A 19,809-nucleotide genomic window follows, 5' to 3' on the forward strand; every position below is an offset into this window, starting at 1 on the left:
CTGGCCCACAGCCACCCTCAGGTGTCAGCGATGTCCCGAGACATCCACCTGTCAGCGATGTCCCGGATCAGAACATGTCAGCATGTGGCAGTAACTCTCGGCATTGATGCGGTCCACCGAGCGGCGATCAATGCGGCGACCATGATCGCCACGTAGTACACGCCCTGGTCCTTGAGGCCCCACGCGACCGAGGTCAGGGTCGCCGCACCCGCCACGCAGAGCAGCAAACCGACTGCGGCGCTGCGCATTCCGGGCATGCTCACCGAACCGCCGTCCCACAGCGGCAGCGGGGAGTTCTCAAGTGGCCGTAGCGCGACGAACGCGATTCCGACCAAACCGGCCATCAACACCAGCTGCACGATCGACAGGGTCACGAAGCCTGGGACGGTCGGGTCGTAGCGATCGAGCCCCAGGTAGTCGAACACCAGGTGCATCGCGAGCAACAGCGGCATGTGCCACAGATAGAGCGTCATCGCGCCGGAGTTGCCGATTGCCGCCAGCCACCACACGCGCGGGCGCTGCGCCCACCGCGAGATCGCGGGGGCCGCGGCAATCGCGAACGCGCACATCATGATCGCGTGGCCGGCCAGCAGCAGCGACGGCGGCGTCATGTTCTTGAGCTGCTGGGTCTCGATGCCGACCAGGCTGAGCTCATACGGGCCGAAGTACAGCAGCGCCAGGTTGACGCCGAGCATGCCGAGGCCGACCTTGAGCGCGGCGGGGGCGGGCAACAGGTTGCGCCGGTAGGCGACACCGAACATGCCGGGGATCAGCCACACGACCGTGTTGAGATAGCCCAGCGAGGCGTAGCCGGCCCCGTCCGTGGTGATGCGAACCGCGTCGATCAGCGCGATGAACGCATAGGTACCGACGACGGCGCCGACCAGCTGGGCCGTTGTGGTGATGTGGGCCAGCAGCGGCACGGCCGCCAGCACGAGCACATAGGCGCCGAGGAACCACAACAGCTGGATGGAGATGCCCGCGACCGGTTCGTAGACATGCTCGGGCAGCAGGAATCGCAGGATTGCGAGCGCCGCCGTCCAGAACGCCAGGTAGTAGAACACCGGGCGGTACAGCCGCGTGCACCGGCGCAACAGCCAACCGCCCCATGATGTCCCGGGCCGCCATGACTGCACGCACGCGGCGACGCCTGCGAAGAAGAACAGCGGCATGATCTGGAACACCCAAGTCAGCGCCTGGAAGACGGTCGACGAGGTGAGCAGGTTGCTCCAGATGAACACGTCATCGCGGATCGTGCTCGTGGCCATGACCGTGTGGCCGAACACCACACCCACGAGAGACACGATGCGGATGACGTCGATGGCTCGGTCACGGTCGGGCGGGGTGTTGGCCTCGACCTCGGCCGGGCTGGGGAACAACGGTGCGGTCATGGCTGAAACCGTATGGCCGCAGCGCTACGTAGTCCCTAGGTAGAAGCACTCAAATTCGCGGTCAGGGTCCGTTTCTGTCGGGCCTCCCGCGCCAGGATCGCGGCCAGGCAGATCGCGGCCAGCACCGCGACACCGAGCGCGAATGTCATGCCCGCGGTCTGCAGATCCCAATGCTGGGCAGTGAGCCCTTGGCCAACCACCGGCAGCGAGATCGCGATGTACGCGACGACGAAGTATGTCGAGCTGACCTCCGCCCGACGATCGGGTGGCGTCAGCTCAGAGACTGCGCCGAGGCCTCGGCTGAAACTCATACCCTGACCTATGCCCGACACCACGGCGGCCGCAATCAAGGCCGTCAGTGACGAAAAGTGCAGTGCCGCTGTGAGAATCAACATGCCGACGATGAGGATCGCGCAGCCGGCCGCGACCGCCCGGTTCGGTGGGACCCGGTTGACGGCCACCTGGGTGATGGCCGAGGCAGCGAAGATCGAGCAGGCGATGGCACCGGCGACCGCATGGTTGTCGATGCCAATCACGCTCGACAGAAACGACGGCGCCACGGCGGTGTACATCCCGGTGACGGTGAAGCCGGCGAATGCCGCGAGCGCCGCGATGACGAACACCGCGCGCACCTCTTGCGGCACTGACAGGCGCTGCAAGCCGATGCTGCCCGTTCTTTCGGAGGTCTCCGGGACGACGAGTATTGCTATACCGGCCAAGACAGCCAGCGCGATGTGCACGACGAACGGTAGGTGCAGGGGCTGCGGGGCAAACTGCACCAGCAACCCGGCGAGCAGCGGGCCCGCGCCCAATCCGCCGATGTTGGCAACCGTGGCGACCGCAGCAGCCCGATCACGCCACGCCGGCGGCGCAGCCTCGATGACGGCGGCGGTCGCCGTTCCGGCGAAGACACCGGCCGACAAGCCTGACAACACTCGGGCCACCAGCAACACGGGCACCGAATCCGCGACGAGGAAGACGACGGCGCTTGTTAGGGCAGACGCGATGCCGGCCAGCAGCATCGGCCGCCGTCCGATCGCATCGGACCAACGGCCGAAGACGAGCAGGGCAAAAAGGACGCCACCCGCATAGGTGGCGTAGACGACCGTAGTGGTCAGAACTGAGAAGTGCATCCGCTCGGCGTAGAGCGCATACATCGGCGTCGGCAACGTCGTGCCGACCATGATCGCGGCGAAGGCGTAGGCCAGCAGGGCGAATGCAAAGCGCCGAGTGTGGGGCATATGGCGTTCAACGTCGTGATGACGTGTCCGCAATCCCCACACTCGGGCGCCAAGCCGTTAGTGCGCGCTGGCCTTCTCGGCGCCGACGCCGGTGAGCGAGCGGACTTCCATTTCGGCGGCGATCTCGGCGTTGCCGCGATCGGCCGGTGAGGTCAGCGTGCCGATGATGCCGAGGATGAATGCCAGCGGAATCGACACGATGCCGGGGTTGGCCAACGGGAACCACGCGAAGTCGACGTTCGGCAGCATCGCGCCCTTCGCGCCGGACACGGCGGGGGAGAACACGATCAGCACGATCGTCGAGATCAGGCCGCCGTACATGCTCCACAGCGCTCCGCGGGTGTTGAACCGCGGCCAGTACAGCGAGTAGAGGATGGTCGGCAGGTTGGCCGCGGCGGCGACCGCGAACGCCAATGCCACCAGGAACGCGATGTTCTGCTCGGCGGCCAGGATGCCCAGGCCGATCGCCAGGATGCCGAGCACCACCACGGTGATGCGCGAAACCCGCACCTGCTCGTCCTCGGTCACCTTGTGGCTCTTCATCACGCTCGCGTAGATGTCATGTGCGAATGATGTTGCGGCCGTGATGGTGAGGCCCGCGACCACTGCCAGAATCGTGGCGAATGCGACCGCCGAGATGACGCCGAGCAGGATCACCCCGCCGAGTTCGAACGCCAGCAGCGGTGCGGCCGAGTTCTGTGCGCCCGGTGCGGCCAGGATCGCATCCGGCCCGACGAGCGCTGCGGCGCCGTAGCCGAGCGCCAGCGTGAACAGGTAGAAGGCGCCGATCAGCACGATCGCCCAGACGACCGAGCGGCGGGCTTCCTTGGCGGTGGGCACCGTGTAGAAGCGCATCAGCACGTGCGGCAGACCCGCGGTACCCAACACGAGCGCGATCGCCAATGAGATGAAGTTGATCTGCGACGTCAACGATGCGCCGTACTGAGCGCCGGGGGCCAGCACATCGCGGCTCGCCACCGCCTCGGTGGCCGATCCGGACACCGCGGTCTGGGCCGAACCGAGAATCTCGGAGAAGTTCAGCCCGAACTTGGCCAGCACCATCACGGTCATCAGTGCGGCGCCGCCGATCAGCAGGACCGCCTTGATGATCTGCACCCAGGTGGTGCCCTTCATCCCGCCGATCAGCACGTAGACGATCATCAGCAGGCCGACGACGGCGATGACGACGGCCTGGCCCACATCGCCCGTGATGTTGAGCAACAGCGCGACGAGACCGCCCGCGCCGGCCATCTGCGCCAGCAAATAGAACAGGCAGACCGCGAGCGTGGTCGTGGCGGCCGCCATCCGCACCGGGCGTTGCTTGAGCCGGAAGCTCAGCACGTCGGCCATCGTGAATTTGCCGGTGTTCCTGAGCAATTCGGCTACCAGCAGCAGCGCGACGAGCCACGCGACCAGGAATCCGATGGAGTAGAGGAACCCGTCATAGCCGTAAACCGCGATGGCTCCGGCGATGCCGAGGAAGCTGGCGGCCGAGAGGTAGTCGCCGGATATCGCGATGCCGTTCTGCGGGCCGGTGAATGCCCGGCCCGCCGTGAAGAACTCGGCCGCGGTGGCGTTGCGCTTGCTGGCGCGGATCACGATGAACAGCGTGACGGCGACGAACAGCGCGAAGATGCCGATGTTGGCGATGGGGTTACCCACCCCGCCCTCGGCGGCGAGGATGCTCACTTGGCTGGTCACTTGGCCATACCTTCCAGTTCATGCCGAAACGCCTCGGCGCGCGGGTCGAGCTCACGGTTGGCGAACCGGACGTAGATGGCGGTGATGGCGAAGGTGGACACGAACTGGCCGAGCCCGATCAGCAGGCCGACGTTGATGTTGCCCCACACCTTGGTGGCCATGAAGTCCGTCGCGAACACGCTCAACAGCACGTAGGCGAAGTACCAGACGAGAAACAGTGCGCTCATCGGGAAAACGAAGCGGCGCAACCTGCTTCGCAGATCTTGAAACTCCGGGCTGGCCTGTACGGCCAGGTATTGCTCGCCGCTCAATTGCGGCATCTCGTGGGGTGGCAGATGGGTCTCGGGCACCGTGTCTCCTGACCTCGAATGTGAACCGGCTCCTACGGGGACCGTAGTTGAGACATGAGTCACATACCCACTGCTCTGGTGGTTGACACGCCGAAGCCGGGGGCGGCTGCGCTGAACGGTCGGTCGGTGACGACGAACGGCGGCCACTTTCCTGGACTGTTCGGCGAGGGAACTAACCCCGCGGCACGCGTTCGATACCCATGCCGAGCCGCTCCGGCACGTGCATGCGCGCGAAGATCTGCGCCACGCCGGGCGTGGGCCGGGTGAACCGGCTGACGAGGATCATCGTCAGAAACGCCAGCGGCACACTGACCGCGGCGGGATAGCCGACCATGACTGCGGGCCAGCCGCCTGCGACGTCCTCGTCGACGCCGCCGGCGATCGCGGCGATCACCGCGCTGCCGCACACCAGGCCGCCGACGACGAGCCCGCACGCGGCCCCGGCGGCGGTCAGCCCGCGCCACCAGATCCCGAGGACCAGCAGCGGGCACAGCGTCGACGCCGCGACCGCGAACGCGAGGCCGACACTGCGGGAGAGTTCGAGGCCGGATACGACCAGTGACAACGGAATCGGGATCAGGCCGCCGACGATTGCGGCGAGCCGGAAGTCGCGCACGCGCCCGCGCATGACGTCCGTGGCGAGCGCGCCGGCGATACTGACCAGCAGCCCCGACGAGGTGGCGAGGAACGCCGCGATGGCGCCTGCCGCCACGAGCGCGGCCAGGAGCTGCCCGAGCGCCCCGCCGATGGCGGCGCCGGGCGCCAACAGCACTGCGGCGTCGGCGGTTCCGGTGATGAGCAGCTGCGGGACGTACAACCGGGAGAACACCCCGAGCAGCGTCGGGAACAGGTAGAACAGCGACAGCAACGCGATCACCGCCAGCGCGGTGCGGCGGGCCGCCCGCCCGTCGGGGTTGGTGTAGAAGCGCACGAGCACATGCGGCAGGCCCATCGTGCCCAGGAAGGTCGCGACGATGATCGACAACACCTGGTAGAGCGGGTGACCGCCACCCAGCCCACCGCCCGAATCGATCCACTCCGAGCCCGTGCTCGGGGTTCCGGCCACGACCGGGGTCGCGGCACCGGCGTCGAGCGTGAGCGTGGTGCCCGCGCCGAGCGTGTGCTCGCCGGGCGCGCCGATGGTCGCGGCCTCGACCTCGCGACCGTCGAGCAGGCCCGACACGGCGATACCGCGCGGTTCGGCCACCTGGACGACGACGTCGGTCTCGATCGCGACCGTGGTCTGCTGCTGCACGCTCGGTGGCAGCGGGCCGCCGAGTTCACCGCGGTCGCTGATGAACAGCCCGAGCAGCGCCAGGGCCGGGATGGCGATCGCCGTCAGCTTCAACCAGTACTGGAATGCCTGCACGAACGTGATCGACCGCATGCCGCCGGCCACCACGTTGGCGATCACGATCGCACCCACCAACAGCGGCCCGATCCAAACCGGAACGCCCAGCAGGGTTTTCAGCGCCAGCCCGGCGCCTTGGTACTGCGGGGCCAGGTAGAACACGCAGATCACCACGACGACGAGCATCGCCACTTTGCGGACACGCGCTGAGGCGAGCCGGAATTCGGCGAAATCGGGAACGGTGTACGCGCCGGATCGGCGCAGCGGCGCGGCCACGAACAACAGCAGGCCCAAATAGCCCGCGGTGAATCCGACCGGATACCACAACGCGTCGGCGCCGTATTTGGCGATCAGTCCGGCCACCCCGAGAAACGATGCCGCCGAGAGGTATTCGCCGGAGATCGCGGCCGCATTCCATCGCGGGCCGACGCTGCGGGACGCGACGAGGAAGTCGGAGGTGGTGCGGGAGAACTTCACGCCGTAGGCCCCGATGGCGACGGTCGCGACGGCGGCGGTCAGCAGGGCCGCGGCGGTCAGCGGTGAACCGGTCATGGCTCGCTGTCGACGACGCGGACGAAGTCGCGCTCACCCTGTTCGGCCAGCCGCACATATAGCCGGCCGACGCCGTACAACAAGGGGTAGATGAGGCCGGCCAGGATCAGCCAGTTCAGCCGGATCCCGAACACGCTGAGGCCGGCCACCTCCGGCAGGGCGGTGGTCAGCAGCAGGACCGCCACCACGATCGAGACCACGACGGCGGCGAGCCGCAGCGCCAGGCCGAGCTGTGCCCGAACCAGGCCACGCACCAGCGCGTCGCCCACCTGCGTCTGTTCCTGGACCTCGACGCGGGTGCGCACCATCCGCGCGCCGCGGCGGTGCGCCAGCACGACCCGTTGTCGCGCCGCGGCGGGCCGCGCATTGCTCCCCGGTGGGCGTTCGTTACTGGTCATCGGCGCCCGTCGGTTTGAGGTTGCGCATCGGATCGCGGACCAACCGGTCCCGGAGCTCACGGGCCTGGCGTCGGCTCACCGGCAGTTCGACCGCCGGCGACGCGCCGTTGGCGCGCAGCCGCACCAGCACCGCGCCCTCGGCTGTGCGCAGTCCGGTCACCTGCCGCAGTGACACCAGATACGAGCGGTGGATGCGCTGGAATCCGTGGTCGCGCCATCGGGTTTCCAACGTGCTCAACGGGATCCGGACCAGATGGGCACCGGTCGCCGAGTGCAGCCGCGCATAGTCGCCTTCGGCTTCGACCCAGCCGATGCTGTCGCGCTGCACGAGGTGGGTGATGCCACCGAGCTCGGCGGGTATCACAGCGGAGTCCTGGTCGTCGGGCTCGTCCGGCTGAGCCGGCGTCGCGGCCTCGCCTGCGGTCGCGACGCGACGCACCGCCTCATCGAGCCGGTTCTGCCGGATCGGCTTGAGCAGGTAGTCGATGGCGCCCACATCGAACGCCGCGACGGCCTTGTCGTCGTGGGCGGTCACGAACACCACCGCGGGACGGTGGGCGAAGTTCGTGAGCACACCGGCGAGTTCGATGCCTGACAACCCGGGCATGTTGATGTCGAGGAAGACCGCGTCGATCGGATGGCGGTTGAGTTCGCGCAACGCCGAGGTCGCGTCGGCGGCGGTGTGAACCTCCGCGACGTCGGGGTGACGTCCCAGTAGATAGGCCAGCTCGTCGAGGGCGGGCGCTTCGTCGTCGACGGCAAGCACGGTCAGCTTCCGGCTCACCCGTACGCACCTCCGCCGGCCCGTACACCCGAACGGAATTTCGGCACTCGCATCACGACCTTGGTACCCGCTCCGATCGCCGTCTCGACCACCAGACCGTAGTCGTTGCCGAATGCCGCGCGCAGGCGATGGTCGACATTCGTCAGTCCGACGTGTGCGGACTGGTCGGTGCGGTCGGCCAGTGCGTCGCCGTGGCCGGCCCGCAGCGTGTCGGGATCCATTCCGGCTCCGTCGTCTTCGACGGTGATGACGCAGTCCGCACCCTCGTCGCGCGCGACGATCTCCACCGCGCCGCCGCCCTGCCCGGCAAGGCCGTGGCGCACCGCGTTCTCCACGAGCGGCTGCAGCGCCAGAAATGGCACCACCACATTGAGCACCTCGGGCGCGACCTGCAGCCGCACCGTCAGCGCCGCGCCGAACCGGGCACGCTCGAGCGTGAGATAGCGGTCGATGTTGCGCAGTTCCTCGGCCAGCGTCGTGTACTGCCCGGCCGCTCGGAACGAGTACCGCGTGAAGTCGGCGAACTCCAGGATCAGTTCGCGCGCGCGGTCGGGATCGGTGCGCACGAACGACGCGATGGTGTTGAGCGCGTTGTAGATGAAGTGCGGGCTGATCTGCGCCCGCAATGCGAGCACCTCGGCGCGGTCGAGCCGCGCACGCGACGCGTCGAGCTCGGCCAGCTCGATCTGGCTCGCGGCATAGCGTGCGACTTCACCGATGGCGCCGAGCATGCCGGGCCCCGGCGTGCCCGCCGTCACCACGACCAGCGCGCCCAGCACGTCGCCGCTTTCGGTGAGCAGCGGTTGGGCAATGACCGCGGTGGCCCGGACACTTTTCAGCACCCTTCGTTGGCCGGCGATGGAATCGCGAGCCGTCACCGCGCACGCGTCGACCACATCGGCTTGCCACAGCGGCTCGTCACCATCCCGTGCGAGCAGTTCCCCATCGCCGTCGAACAGCGCGAGCCCGTCGGTCACGGTCAGCCCGCGCAGGAACGGGGCGGCGGTCCGAGCGGACTCGGTGTCCAGACCGCGACGCAACGCGCGGGCCGCCAGCGAAGCGGTGTGCAGGGCGGCGTGCACGGCCCGTTCGGTCGGCGTGGCGACCACGCGGCGGGTGCGCACCACGAAGACCGCGGCCACTGCCGTCAACATCAGCGCCAACGCCAGCGCTATCGCTACCTCACCCGACATGTGCTCGCCGGCTCGCTACTGAACGGGGCAGGCGTACTTCCTGGCCACGTCCATCACCCGCTCCTGCGCTCCGGGGCCGATAACCCCCTGAGCGGCCAGTTCCAAACCGATGTATCCAGGTATGCCGCCGATGCACGCCTGATGGGCAACTCGCCACGCGGTGTCCGGATTCAGGTTGTAGCCATTGCGTTGCAGGCCCTGCAGGTATTCGTCGAATGCCGGGGTGCCCTGGTCGGGGATCGCACTGGCCGTGCCGGCCAACGCGATGGCGGCAACCATCGCTGCAAAACCAGCCGTAACCACACGTCTCATGTTCGTCTCCTACGGGCATATCCACCGGTTATCGCGTACACGTTCGCACACTTCACCGACGCAGATCGCTGAACCGAACCCCTTAGACTGGCGACGTGGGAAAACTGCAGCTTGTCCAAGACCCGGAGGCCGACGCGTTGCTGGAGGCCAACCCGTTCGCGCTGCTGGTCGGCATGCTGCTCGACCAACAGATCCCGATGGAGACGGCGTTCGCCGGGCCCAAGAAGATCGCCGACCGCATCGGCGGCGTCGACGCCCGCCAGATCGCCGACTACAACCCCGACGAGTTCGTGGCGCTGTGCTCGGAAACCCCTGCGATCCATCGCTTTCCGGGTTCGATGAGCAAACGAGTGCAGGATCTCGCGCGAGCCATCGTCGACGACTACGACGGCGATGTCACCGCACTGTGGACCGAGGGTGACCCGGACGGCAAAGAGGTGCTGCGCCGGCTCAAGAGTCTGCCCGGATTCGGTGATCAGAAGGCCCGGATCTTCTTGGCGCTGCTGGGCAAGCAGTACGGCGTGACGCCGAAGGGCTGGCAGTCCGCGGCCGGTGATTACGGCAAGGCAGGCACCTATATGTCGGTGGCCGACGTCGTGGATGCCGGCTCATTGCAGAAGGTGCGCGCGTACAAGAAGGACATGAAGGCCAAGGCGAAAGCCGCCAAGGCCTAGCTGGCCTTGTCGAGTCTGCGGTGAGATCACCCTTTTGGGCCAGAAGGCGATCTGTGCGCAGTCTCGGCGCCTAGAACGCGGGCCCGTCGAAGCGCTCACGTGTGGCGATCTCGGACACCGGTTTGCGCGTGAGCTTGGTCAGCTGTCGCACCGGCTTGCCGAGCGGCAGCACCGCGGCGACCGCGAAATCGTCGGGTATGCCCAACAGCGCCTTCACTTTCGGTTCCTCGGCGACCATCATCGTGGTCAGCACGCCGCCATAGCCCTCGTTGCGGGCGGCCAACAGGATGTTCCACACGAACGGATACACCGAGGCGCCGGACACCACGCCGATGCGGTCGAGATCCTGGTCGAACGCGGCCACCACCCCGAGGTCGACGCACACCACGAGCACGACCGCGGCGTCGAGCAGTTGCGTGGCCCGCGGCACTTGCACTGCTGCCAGATCGTCGGCTGTTACGCCCATGGGATGCAATGGGTTCCACGGGTTCTCGCCGTTGCGCTTCTGCGCGATGTAGCGTCGCGCACCGGTGACGCTGAGGTCGGCAAGCGACTCGCGGGTGTCGCGGTCGCGGACCACCACGATGCGCGTGCCCTGCCGATTGCCTCCGCTGGGCGCGAAGCGGGCATGGTCGAGGATCCGTTCGAGCACCTCGTCGGGGAGTGGATCGTCGGTGAACTGCCGGGTGGCCCCGGTGGTGCGCATGACGTCGTAAAGCTCCATGCCTACATCCTTTTGTCGGTAGACGACCTATGCAATTGTGAAGATATGGCGAAGACACATCTCAACTGCCCCTGCGGTGAAGCGATCACCGGTACCGACGAGGACGACCTCGTCGAGAAGGCACAGACCCATCTGGCCGAGGCCCACCCCGGCCGCGAATACGACCGCGAAATGATCCTGTTCATGGCCTACTGATCGGCCCACCCGACGAACAGCCTTAACAAAATTCCCGGTCGCCAGCCGTGGCCGGCGACCGGGAATTCCGTTTCCCCATTCTCTACTGTGGTCAGGGCACCACCGTCGAACCGATGGTGGGCATGAATTGGCATTGCTTCTCAGTGGTCGTGACCTGGCCGAAGATCGTCGACATGATGCTGCCCGAGCCAGTGTCGGCGATGGCGGTCAACGTGGTCGGCCCCTGAGGGTTGATGTCCGAGCGCGGCTTGAGTGTCGCGCTGCCCGACTTGCCGGTGGTCAGGTTCACCCACGTGACGTTCAGCGGCAACTTCTGCTCGGCCGCCGGGCCGGGCGTTCCGACGGCGGTGAACACGTAAGCGGTCTGGCCGGGGCCGGGGCCGGGTGCCGGTATCTTCGCCGGGCCGGCGACCGAAATGGCCGTCGCCAGAACGTTTCCGCCGTCCTTGAGGCAGCCGTTGCTGATGGACGGGTACATGAAGTCCTGCGTCGGCGGCGTGTCCGGTCCGAATCCGGGCGGGGGAGTCGGCCCCGGCGCCGGCGCGGCGGCGCCTTCCGGTGCGGGAGCGGGCGCAGGTGCGGCCTCCGGCGCGGGGGCGGGAGCTGGCACGGGGGCCGCCTCCGGGGCGGGAGCCGGTGCGGGTGCTGCCGCCTCCGGCGCCGGCGCCGGTGGCGCTGCCTCCGGCACGTGCAGCGCCGGCCCGACCGCATGGGCCGGGTCGACGCCTGCGGGCAGGTGCGCGTCGAGGCCCGCGCCGGCAGCCGGAATGTGCTCTGGTGCCAGGGCCACCGGCGCCGCCGCGGCCGGTTCGGTGACGAACTGGTTGACCGCCGTCGCGACATTGCGAGAGTCGGCCGGTGCCTCCTTGTTGGCGGCGAAGGCCTGCGCGGCCGCCATCAACAGCTGTGCCGCCCCAGCCGGGTCGGCTGCCGCCTGCTGAATGATCGGGCTCAGCCCTTCCACCGCCGACAGGCCGGGCGCTTGCAGCCCGTCGATCGGCAGCGGCGCCGGATCGGCGTTGGCTACGCCGCTGCCGAACAGCAGCGCGGCCGAGGAACCGATCGCGACGACGGTGGCGAACAGCTTTTTCGATGACATGGCTCTCCCAATGCGTTTCGGGCGGTCAGACCAGTTGGGTGATCAGGGCAAGCCGGCGGTCAGCAGCGGTGCGAGGGCCAATGCCCCCGGAGCACTCGCGGCAGAGGCGGTCGGCACGCTCGCCGCGGGTGCGGCTGCACTTGCCACCGGGGCCGTCGCGCTGGTGGCCGTCGGGGCGAGGTTGGCGAGCTGGCTGCCGACGGGCGCGAGCGACGCCAGGTCACCCGGGATGTTGATCTGCTGCGGCAGCGGGACCGGCATGCCCGGCACCTGCGGGATCTTCACCTCGGCCGACGGAATCAGGTTGGCGACGCCGTTGGCGGCCGGTGCACCCGCGGTGGTTGCGGCGGGAGCGGTCGGAAGCGCGGGCTGGGCAACGGTCGCCGGAGCCTGCGGCAGGGTGACCGACGCGGTTGCCGACGGGGCCGGGGCCGGCGCGGCCGCCGGGGTACCGGTCAGCGCCGACGCGACACCTTGCAGCAGCTGCGGCGCCGCGCCAGGCACGCCGGCGAGCTGGTTGACGATCGGCACATTCGGCACGCCGGGTGCCGGCGGCGCCGGCACGGGCTCCGCGTTTGCCGTGGCGCTGAGCGCCAATGCGACCGGGAGAGCGCCCGCCGCCGCGATCATGCTGGTGGAAAATGCTTTCCAGGTGAGTTTCATGGTTCTCCCAATCGGTTGACTGCACGTCTGTGCCCGAAACTATCGAGTTACTGGTGTTACTCAAGTGACACGTGTGGCGGTTATTCAACCGTTACGGCAGTGACTGGAATCGGTTATCCGGCCGCGGTGGGTGCGCCAGGCGCCGACTGTCACGCTGGCGTGGCTCCCGGGGCCCAGCGTCACGCTGGCGTGACAGCGGCGGGCCGGCCGCTAAAGTCGGGCCGGTAAACACGACATCGGCTACCACCGTCACAGCATCGGCGCGGCTGCAACGCCTGGCGCCGATGTTGCTGATCGCCAGCATCGTGGCGCGGCTCGCGTGGACGTACCTGGTGCCGAACGGGGCCAACTTCGTCGACCTCCACGTGTATGTCGGCGGCGCGGACGCGCTTGACGGGCCGGGCGCGCTCTACGACTACGTCTACGCCGACCAGACACCCGACTTCCCGTTGCCGTTCACCTATCCGCCGTTCGCCGCAGTGGTGTTCTATCCGCTACACCTGCTGCCGTTCGGCGTGGTGGCATTGCTGTGGCAGATCGGCACGATCGCCGCGCTGTACGGCGTGGTGCGGATCAGTCAGCTTCTGCTCGACACGCAGGCCGACCGGCGTGTCGGCATGCTCTGGACGGCCGTCGGCATCTGGACCGAGCCGTTGCGCAGCACATTCGACTACGGGCAGGTCAACGTCATCCTCGTGCTCGCGGTGCTCTACGCGGTGTACTCGACGCGGTGGTGGGTGTCGGGGCTGCTGGTGGGCCTTGCCGCGGGCGTGAAACTCACTCCGGCCGTGTCGGGGCTGTACTTCCTCGGCGCGCGCCGCTGGGCCACCGTGGTGTTCTCGGCGGCGGTGTTCTTCGCGACGGTCGGGGTGTCTTGGCTGATCGTCGGGGAACAGGCCCGCCGCTACTTCACCCAGCTGCTCGGCGACGCCGACCGGATCGGGCCGATCGCCACGTCGTTCAACCAGTCCTGGCGCGGCGGCATCTCGCGCATCCTCGGCCACGACGCCGGATTCGGACCGCTTGTGCTGCTCGGCATCGTGGTCACGGCGATCCTGGCCATGTTGGCTTGGCGCGCCATCGGCGGCAGCGCCGACCGGCTCGGCGCGATCGTGGTGGTGAGCCTGTTCGGGCTCCTGTTCTCCCCGATCTCGTGGACGCACCACTGGGTGTGGCTGATCCCGTTGATGATCTGGCTGCTGCACGGACCGCTGGCCGACCGTCTCGGCGCGCGGATTCTGGGCTGGGGTTGGCTCGCGTTGACGCTCATCGGGGTGCCGTGGCTGCTCAGTTTCGCCCAGCCGAGCATCTGGGAGATCAGCCGGCCGTGGTATCTGGCCTGGGCCGGCCTGGTCTACATCGTCGCCACGTTGGCGACCCTGGCATGGATCGCCGCGGCCGCGAGGAGCAAGCCGGCAGACGCTAACTCGCCCCGTCGGCCAGTATCCGGTTGATCTCCTCTGCCATCTGAACGTCCTTTTCGGTGATGCCGCCCGCGGAGTGCGTCACCAATGCGAAAGTGACTGTTCGCCAACGGATATCGATATCCGGATGATGGTCCTTCTCCTCGGCGAACTCGGCCACGCGACGGACCGCGTCGATACCGTCGAGGAAGCTCGGGAACTTGACGGATCGGCGCAGCGCGCCGGCCGCGCGCTCCCAGCCGGGTAGGTCGGGTAACGCGGCGTCAACCTGATCATTCGATAACACAGCCATGGGTTCGACCGTATACCGTCGGGCGCGATGGATGAGCAGATCGTCGTTGCGGGGGCACTCATTTCGGGAGCCGCTCTGCTGGTGGCCCAGCGGGACCGGCCCGCGGCACTCGCCGGGCTGTGGGAACTGCCGGGCGGCAAGGTGGCCGCGGGGGAGAGCGATGCCGCCGCCCTGGTCCGAGAGTTGCGCGAGGAGCTCGGTATCGAGGTGACGGTGGGTGCGCGCCTCGGGGCCGACGTTGCGCTCAGTGACACCATGACGCTGCGCGCCTATCGGGTGTCGCTGACCGCGGGCAGCCCGCAGCCGCATGACCACCGTGCCCTGCGGTGGGTGAGCGCCGACGAACTCGACGGATTGGCGTGGGTTCCGGCGGATCGGGCCTGGGTCGTCGACCTGGCGTCCGTGTTGCGATCGCCTTGCCCTTGATCGGTTTGCTGCTGCAACATCAGTTAACTGTTGTGGCGCAAGGGATCAATTCCGGCACAGCCATGTTGCGAATTACGTTTCCGTGAAAGTACCCGTAACGTTTGCGCGAAAATGACGCGGTTGCTGGTGGGTGATGTTTTCCTGGACTGGTGAGCACGGCCACCACGCCGTACACCGGTCGGCGCCAGAGCGTGAACCTTGTGCTGGCGACTTGGGTATCGGCCATCAACTTCTGGGCCTGGAACATGATCGGGCCGTTGTCCACCACCTACGCCGGAGACATGAGGCTGAGCAGTACGGAAGCCTCGATGCTGGTCGCCACGCCGATCTTGGTCGGATCGCTGGGGCGGATCGTGATCGGTTCGCTGACCGACCGATTCGGCGGGCGAACGATGTTCATCGCGGTCTCGCTCGCCTCGATCCCGCCCGTCGTGGCGGTCGGGTTGGCCGCCGAGGCCGGCTCATACCCGCTGCTGCTGGTCTTCGGGTTCTTCCTCGGTATCGCGGGCACGATCTTCGCCGTCGGTATCCCGTTCTCCAACAACTGGTATGAACCGTCGCGCCGGGGTTTTGCGACCGGCGTGTTCGGCATGGGCATGGTCGGCACGGCGCTGTCGGCGTTCTTCACGCCCCGGTTCGTGAACTGGTTCGGACTCATGGCCACTCACCTCATCGTGGCCGCGGCGCTCGCGTTGACGGCGGTGCTGTGCATCGTGGTGATGAAAGATGCCCCGGCCTTCGTGCCGAACACCGACCCGGTGCTGCCCAAGCTCAAGGCCGCCGCGAAACTGGCTGTCACGTGGGAGATGTCGTTCCTGTACGCGGTCGTGTTCGGCGGATTCGTGGCGTTCAGCAACTACCTGCCGACCTACATCAAGACCGTCTACGACTTCCCGGCGGTCGAAGCCGGTGCCCGAACCGCCGCGTTCGCCCTCGCCGCCGTGCTGGCCCGGCCGATCGGCGGTGCCCTCTCGGACCGGATTCCGCCCAAATACGTGGTCTTGGTGTCGTTCGCCGGTACCGCATTGATGGCTTTCGTCGCGGTGTTCGAGCCGCCGCCTGATGTGTGGTCGGCGGCGACGTTCATCACGCTGGCGATATTCCTCGGCATCGGCACCGGCGGCGTGTTCGCCTGGGTGGCCCGCCGCGCGCCCGCCAAGTCGGTTGGCTCGGTCACCGGAATCGTCGCCGCCGCAGGCGGTTTGGGCGGCTACTTCCCGCCGCTCGTGATGGGCGCGACGTATGACCGGGTCGGCAACGACTACACCGTCGGCCTGCTGTTGCTGGTGGCGACCGCGCTGGTGGCGTTGGCCTACACCGCACTTCGGCTGCACGCGCACGAACCCGTCAAGGAGCCCAAGCCGTGACCAGACCGCACGTCGGCGGACCCGTGGAGGAACTGCTGGAACGCAGCGGCAGATTCTTCACGCCGGGCGAGTTCTCGCCGGACCTGCGCAGCGTCACCCGTCAGGGCGGCCGTGCGGGCGACGTGTTCTATCGCGACCGGTGGAGCCACGACAAGGTCGTGCGTTCGACGCATGGCGTCAACTGCACCGGGTCGTGCTCGTGGAAGATCTACGTCAAGGACGGGATCATCACGTGGGAGACACAGGAGACCGATTACCCGTCGGTCGGGCCGGACCGGCCGGAATACGAACCGCGCGGGTGCCCGCGCGGCGCGGCGTTCTCCTGGTACACCTACTCACCGACACGGGTGCGCTATCCCTACGCGCGCGGTGTGCTCGTCGAGATGTACCGCGAGGCCAGGGCACGGCTGAGTGACCCCGTACTGGCCTGGGCCGACATCCAGGCCGATCCGCAGCGGCGGCGCCGGTACCAAAATGCCCGCGGCAAGGGCGGTTTGGTGCGGGTGAGCTGGGCCGAGGCCACCGAGATGATCGCCGCCGCGCACGTGCACACGATCAAGACGTATGGGCCCGACCGAGTCGCGGGATTCTCGCCGATCCCGGCGATGTCGATGGTGAGCCATGCCGCCGGCTCACGGTTCGTCGAATTGCTCGGCGGTGTGATGACGTCGTTCTACGACTGGTACGCCGATCTGCCGGTGGCGTCCCCGCAGGTGTTCGGGGATCAGACGGACGTGCCGGAGTCCGGCGACTGGTGGGATGCCGCGTATCTGATGATGTGGGGGTCCAACGTCCCGGTCACGCGAACGCCGGACGCGCACTGGATGGCCGAGGTCCGCTACCGCGGAACCAAAGTCGTTTCGGTGAGCCCGGATTACGCCGACAACACCAAGTTCGCCGACGAGTGGATGCCGTGTGCCGCGGGCACCGACGGTGCGCTGGCGATGGCGATGGGCCACGTCATCCTCTCCGAATGCTTTGTGCAGAGACGGGTTCCGTACTTCGTCGACTACGTCCGCAAGTTCACCGATCTGCCGTTCCTGGTCAAGCTCGAGGAACGCGACGGCGCACTCGTGCCAGGCAAGAACCTCACCGCCGCCGACCTCGGACAGGACACCGAGAACGCGGCCTTCAAACCCGCCCTGCTGGACGGTGCCAGCGACAGCGTCGCGATACCGCAGGGGTCACTGGGATTCCGCTTCGGCGACAGCGGGATCGGCAATTGGAACCTCGACCTCGAAAACCTTGTGCCCGCGCTCACGGTTGCCGCCGAGGGTGGCGAGACCGCCGCGGTTCGGCTGCCCCGGTTCGACACCACCGACGGTCACGGCGAGACGATGGACCGCGGCGTCCCCGTCCGGCGCGTCGGCGAGCACCTCGTGTGCACGGTTTTCGATCTGATGCTCGCGCAGTACGGTGTGGCCAGGCCCGGCCTGCCGGGCGACTGGCCGGCCGGCTACGACGACACCACGCAGCCCTACACGCCGGCCTGGCAGGAGGAGATCACCGGGGTTTCTGCCGCCCAGGCGATCCGGGTGGCCAGGGAATTCGCCCGCAGCGCAGAGGAATCCAACGGCCGGTCGATGATCATCATGGGCGCGGGCATCTGCCAGTGGTTCCACGGTGACGCGACTTATCGCGCGGTGCTCGCGCTCCTGTTGCTGACCGGCTCGATGGGCCGCAACGGCGGTGGCTGGGCGCATTACGTCGGGCAGGAGAAATGCCGCCCTGTCACCGGGTGGGCGACGATGGCGATGGCCACCGATTGGACACGACCGCCACGGCAGATGGCCGGAACGTCGTACTGGTATGCCCACACGGGCCAGTGGCGCTACGACGGATACCGTGCCGATGCGCTGGCCAGCCCGCTGGGGCGCGGCCGGTTCCGCGGCAAGCACACCATGGACGTGCTCGCGTCGGCCGCGGCCATGGGCTGGAGCCCGTTTTTCCCGCAGTTCGACCGCTCCAGCCTCGACGTCTCGGACGAGGCGCGTGCAGCCGGACAGGAGATACCGGCGTACGTCGCGAGCAAGCTGGCCGACGGCACGCTCAAACTCGCGGTCACCGATCCCGACAACCCGGCCAATTGGCCACGCGTGCTGAATGTCTGGCGCGCGAACCTGCTTGGCTCGTCGAGCAAGGGCAATGAGTACTTCCTGCGTCATCTGCTCGGCACCACGTCCAATCTGCAGGCGCAGCCGACGCCGGAGAACCTGCGCCCGGCGGGCATCACCTGGACCGAGGACATCCCGGCGGGCAAGCTCGACCTGTTGATGTCGATCGACTTCCGGATGACGTCGACGACGCTGCTCTCCGATGTCGTGCTGCCCGCCGCGACGTGGTACGAGAAGGCCGACCTGTCGAGCACCGACATGCACCCGTACGTACACGCCTTCAGCCCGGCAGTGGACCCGCCGTGGGAAACCCGGTCGGATTACGAGGCGTTCGGAGCGGTCGCCCGTGCGTTCAGCGTCCTGGCCGCCGAGCATCTGGGTGTGCGTACCGACGTGGTGCTGGGCACTTTGCAGCACGATACCCCCGGTGCGATGGCCTATCCGTCTGGTACCGAACGGGATTGGCGCACCACCGGCGAGACGCCGGTGCCGGGGAAGACCATGGGCCCGCTGGCGGTGGTCGAGCGGGATTACGGGGCGATCGCCCAGAAATGGGCCACGCTCGGCCCGCTCGTCGACACGCTCGGGGTGACGACCAAGGGCGTGACGACGCATCCGACCGAGGAGGTCGGTGAGCTCGCGGCGAAGTTCGGCGTGATGGATTCCGGTCCTGCGCAGGGCCGTCCGGCGATGACGACGGCCGAGCGCATGGCCGACGTGATCCTCGCGCTTTCGGGCACGTCCAACGGCAGACTGGCGGTAGAGGGCTTCCGTGAACTCGAGCGACGCACCGGTCGCCGGTTGGTGCACCTTGCGGCGGGAAGTGAGGAACGCCGCATCACGTACGCCGATACGCAGGCCCGCCCGGTGCCCGTGATCACCAGCCCGGAATGGTCGGGCAGCGAAACCGGCGGCAGGCGCTACGCACCGTTCACCGTGAACATCGAAGAGCTCAAACCGTTCCACACCCTCACCGGCCGCATGCACTTCTACGTCGACCATGACTGGCTGGAGGAACTCGGCGAGCAACTGCCCGTCTATCGTCCGCCGCTCGACATGTCGCGGTTGTTCGGTGAGCCGGAGCTCGGTCGCGACGGGGTGGGGCTCACGGTGCGCTACCTCACGCCGCACTCGAAGTGGTCGATCCACTCCGAGTACCAGGACAACCTGTTCATGTTGTCGTTGTCGCGGGGTGGTCCGACGATGTGGATGAGCCCGGCCGATGCCACGAAAATCGAGGTACAGGACAATGATTGGGTCGAAGCGGTCAACCGCAACGGCGTGCTGGTGTGCCGCGCGATCGTCAGCCACCGGATGCCCGAGGGTGTGGTGTACGTCTATCACGCGCAGGAACGCACGATCGACGTGCCGCTGACGGAAACCACCGGTAACCGCGGCGGGATCCACAACTCGCTGACCCGGTTGCTCATCAAACCGAGCCATCTGGCGGGCGGATATGCGCAGCACTCCTACGCCTTCAACTATCTCGGCCCGACCGGAAACCAACGCGACGAGGTGACGGTGGTGCGCCGCCGCAGCCAGGAGGTGACCTACTGAC

At 67.7% G+C, this 19,809-nt stretch carries 19 protein-coding genes; 6 read left to right on the top strand and 13 right to left on the bottom strand.

Features of this window, described 5'->3' with window-relative positions:
* Positions 1-77 precede the first annotated feature (77 nt).
* From AWC31_RS19925 to AWC31_RS19965, 9 genes are all read right to left on the bottom strand, one after another.
* The gene (locus AWC31_RS19925; protein WP_085145781.1) at positions 78-1,391 is read right to left on the bottom strand and encodes an acyltransferase family protein; all 1,314 of its coding nucleotides are present in this window, start codon (positions 1,389-1,391) and stop codon (positions 78-80) included.
* A gap of 35 nt (positions 1,392-1,426) precedes the next feature.
* Positions 1,427-2,632 (bottom strand): MFS transporter, encoded by a 1,206-nt coding sequence (locus AWC31_RS19930; protein ID WP_085145782.1) that lies wholly within the window; start codon positions 2,630-2,632, stop codon positions 1,427-1,429.
* 57 nt (positions 2,633-2,689) lie between these two features.
* Positions 2,690-4,321, bottom strand: a complete 1,632-nt coding sequence (locus AWC31_RS19935; RefSeq protein ID WP_067851004.1) for a monocarboxylic acid transporter — start codon at positions 4,319-4,321, stop codon at positions 2,690-2,692.
* 8 nt (positions 4,322-4,329) lie between these two features.
* Positions 4,330-4,683, bottom strand: coding sequence for a DUF485 domain-containing protein (locus AWC31_RS19940; RefSeq protein ID WP_374214019.1), 354 nt, complete (start codon positions 4,681-4,683; stop codon positions 4,330-4,332).
* 172 nt (positions 4,684-4,855) lie between these two features.
* On the bottom strand, positions 4,856-6,586 hold the full coding sequence (locus AWC31_RS19945) for a sodium/solute symporter (protein WP_085145783.1): 1,731 nt from the start codon (positions 6,584-6,586) through the stop codon (positions 4,856-4,858).
* Positions 6,583-6,984 carry a hypothetical protein gene (locus AWC31_RS19950; protein ID WP_067850685.1) on the bottom strand — a complete coding sequence of 134 codons (402 nt, stop codon included), beginning with the start codon at positions 6,982-6,984 and terminating at the stop codon, positions 6,583-6,585. The genes AWC31_RS19945 and AWC31_RS19950 overlap by 4 nt, the downstream gene beginning before the upstream one ends.
* Positions 6,974-7,768 carry a LytR/AlgR family response regulator transcription factor gene (locus AWC31_RS19955; protein ID WP_085145784.1) on the bottom strand — a complete coding sequence of 265 codons (795 nt, stop codon included), beginning with the start codon at positions 7,766-7,768 and terminating at the stop codon, positions 6,974-6,976. Before AWC31_RS19955 ends, AWC31_RS19950 begins: the two co-directional genes overlap by 11 nt.
* Positions 7,765-8,961: a sensor histidine kinase gene (locus AWC31_RS19960; protein ID WP_085145785.1), complete on the bottom strand. Its 1,197-nt coding sequence runs from the start codon at positions 8,959-8,961 to the stop codon at positions 7,765-7,767. The genes AWC31_RS19955 and AWC31_RS19960 overlap by 4 nt, the downstream gene beginning before the upstream one ends.
* A 15-nt stretch (positions 8,962-8,976) precedes the next feature.
* Positions 8,977-9,273, bottom strand: a complete 297-nt coding sequence (locus tag AWC31_RS19965; protein ID WP_085145786.1) for a DUF732 domain-containing protein — start codon at positions 9,271-9,273, stop codon at positions 8,977-8,979.
* Between the two features lie 95 nt (positions 9,274-9,368).
* Between AWC31_RS19965 and AWC31_RS19970 the strand changes: the two genes are divergently transcribed.
* Positions 9,369-9,947 (top strand): HhH-GPD-type base excision DNA repair protein, encoded by a 579-nt coding sequence (locus tag AWC31_RS19970; RefSeq protein ID WP_085145787.1) that lies wholly within the window; start codon positions 9,369-9,371, stop codon positions 9,945-9,947.
* A 70-nt stretch (positions 9,948-10,017) separates the two neighbouring features.
* Here AWC31_RS19970 and AWC31_RS19975 read toward each other — a convergent pair whose 3' ends face one another.
* Positions 10,018-10,671 (bottom strand): nitroreductase family protein, encoded by a 654-nt coding sequence (locus AWC31_RS19975; RefSeq protein ID WP_085145788.1) that lies wholly within the window; start codon positions 10,669-10,671, stop codon positions 10,018-10,020.
* 45 nt (positions 10,672-10,716) lie between these two features.
* Between AWC31_RS19975 and AWC31_RS19980 the strand changes: the two genes are divergently transcribed.
* Entirely contained in the window at positions 10,717-10,866 is a 150-nt protein-coding gene (locus tag AWC31_RS19980; protein ID WP_067850697.1) for a DUF1059 domain-containing protein, read from the top strand.
* Between the two features lie 91 nt (positions 10,867-10,957).
* On the opposite strand, the gene AWC31_RS19985 is transcribed toward AWC31_RS19980, so the two are convergent.
* Both AWC31_RS19985 and AWC31_RS19990 read right to left on the bottom strand, forming a co-directional pair.
* Complete coding sequence (locus AWC31_RS19985; RefSeq protein WP_085145789.1) at positions 10,958-11,965, bottom strand: Rv1157c family protein; 1,008 nt, start codon at positions 11,963-11,965, stop codon at positions 10,958-10,960.
* 42 nt (positions 11,966-12,007) lie between these two features.
* The gene (locus tag AWC31_RS19990) at positions 12,008-12,628 is read right to left on the bottom strand and encodes a hypothetical protein (RefSeq protein ID WP_067850702.1); all 621 of its coding nucleotides are present in this window, start codon (positions 12,626-12,628) and stop codon (positions 12,008-12,010) included.
* A 284-nt stretch (positions 12,629-12,912) separates the two neighbouring features.
* On the opposite strand from AWC31_RS19990, the gene AWC31_RS19995 reads away from it, so the two are divergent.
* A complete protein-coding gene (locus AWC31_RS19995; protein WP_234816925.1) occupies positions 12,913-14,082 on the top strand; it encodes a mannosyltransferase in 1,170 nt (389 codons plus the stop codon).
* On the opposite strand, the gene AWC31_RS20000 is transcribed toward AWC31_RS19995, so the two are convergent.
* Positions 14,051-14,344 carry a 4a-hydroxytetrahydrobiopterin dehydratase gene (locus AWC31_RS20000; RefSeq protein ID WP_085145790.1) on the bottom strand — a complete coding sequence of 98 codons (294 nt, stop codon included), beginning with the start codon at positions 14,342-14,344 and terminating at the stop codon, positions 14,051-14,053. The two genes, AWC31_RS19995 and AWC31_RS20000, sit on opposite strands and share 32 nt — an antisense overlap.
* Before the next feature lie 27 nt (positions 14,345-14,371).
* On the opposite strand from AWC31_RS20000, the gene AWC31_RS20005 reads away from it, so the two are divergent.
* The 3 genes from AWC31_RS20005 (at position 14,372) to AWC31_RS20015 (ending at position 19,808) form a co-directional block, all read left to right on the top strand.
* Positions 14,372-14,770, top strand: a complete 399-nt coding sequence (locus AWC31_RS20005) for a (deoxy)nucleoside triphosphate pyrophosphohydrolase (RefSeq protein WP_085145791.1) — start codon at positions 14,372-14,374, stop codon at positions 14,768-14,770.
* A 149-nt stretch (positions 14,771-14,919) separates the two neighbouring features.
* Positions 14,920-16,137, top strand: a complete 1,218-nt coding sequence (locus AWC31_RS20010; protein ID WP_085145792.1) for a nitrate/nitrite transporter — start codon at positions 14,920-14,922, stop codon at positions 16,135-16,137.
* Complete coding sequence (locus AWC31_RS20015) at positions 16,134-19,808, top strand: nitrate reductase subunit alpha (protein WP_085145793.1); 3,675 nt, start codon at positions 16,134-16,136, stop codon at positions 19,806-19,808. The genes AWC31_RS20010 and AWC31_RS20015 overlap by 4 nt, the downstream gene beginning before the upstream one ends.
* The last annotated feature ends 1 nt before the right edge of the window (position 19,809 follow it).

This window comes from Mycolicibacterium wolinskyi, from assembly GCF_002101965.1.
In the GTDB taxonomy this organism is placed as follows: domain Bacteria; phylum Actinomycetota; class Actinomycetes; order Mycobacteriales; family Mycobacteriaceae; genus Mycobacterium; species Mycobacterium wolinskyi.

Excerpts from the sequence above, each read along its gene's own strand:
- AWC31_RS19925 (WP_085145781.1), bottom strand. The coding sequence starts at position 1,391 with ATGACCGCACCGTTGTTCCCCAGCCCGGCCGAGGTCGAGGCCAACACC.
- AWC31_RS19930 (WP_085145782.1), bottom strand. The coding sequence starts at position 2,632 with ATGCCCCACACTCGGCGCTTTGCATTCGCCCTGCTGGCCTACGCCTTC.
- AWC31_RS19945 (WP_085145783.1), bottom strand. The coding sequence starts at position 6,586 with ATGACCGGTTCACCGCTGACCGCCGCGGCCCTGCTGACCGCCGCCGTC.
- AWC31_RS19950 (WP_067850685.1), bottom strand. The coding sequence starts at position 6,984 with ATGACCAGTAACGAACGCCCACCGGGGAGCAATGCGCGGCCCGCCGCG.
- AWC31_RS19960 (WP_085145785.1), bottom strand. The coding sequence starts at position 8,961 with ATGTCGGGTGAGGTAGCGATAGCGCTGGCGTTGGCGCTGATGTTGACG.
- AWC31_RS19965 (WP_085145786.1), bottom strand. The coding sequence starts at position 9,273 with ATGAGACGTGTGGTTACGGCTGGTTTTGCAGCGATGGTTGCCGCCATC.
- AWC31_RS19975 (WP_085145788.1), bottom strand. The coding sequence starts at position 10,671 with ATGGAGCTTTACGACGTCATGCGCACCACCGGGGCCACCCGGCAGTTC.
- AWC31_RS19980 (WP_067850697.1), top strand. The coding sequence starts at position 10,717 with ATGGCGAAGACACATCTCAACTGCCCCTGCGGTGAAGCGATCACCGGT.
- AWC31_RS19985 (WP_085145789.1), bottom strand. The coding sequence starts at position 11,965 with ATGTCATCGAAAAAGCTGTTCGCCACCGTCGTCGCGATCGGTTCCTCG.
- AWC31_RS19990 (WP_067850702.1), bottom strand. The coding sequence starts at position 12,628 with ATGAAACTCACCTGGAAAGCATTTTCCACCAGCATGATCGCGGCGGCG.
- AWC31_RS19995 (WP_234816925.1), top strand. The coding sequence starts at position 12,913 with ATGTTGCTGATCGCCAGCATCGTGGCGCGGCTCGCGTGGACGTACCTG.
- AWC31_RS20000 (WP_085145790.1), bottom strand. The coding sequence starts at position 14,344 with ATGGCTGTGTTATCGAATGATCAGGTTGACGCCGCGTTACCCGACCTA.
- AWC31_RS20005 (WP_085145791.1), top strand. The coding sequence starts at position 14,372 with ATGGATGAGCAGATCGTCGTTGCGGGGGCACTCATTTCGGGAGCCGCT.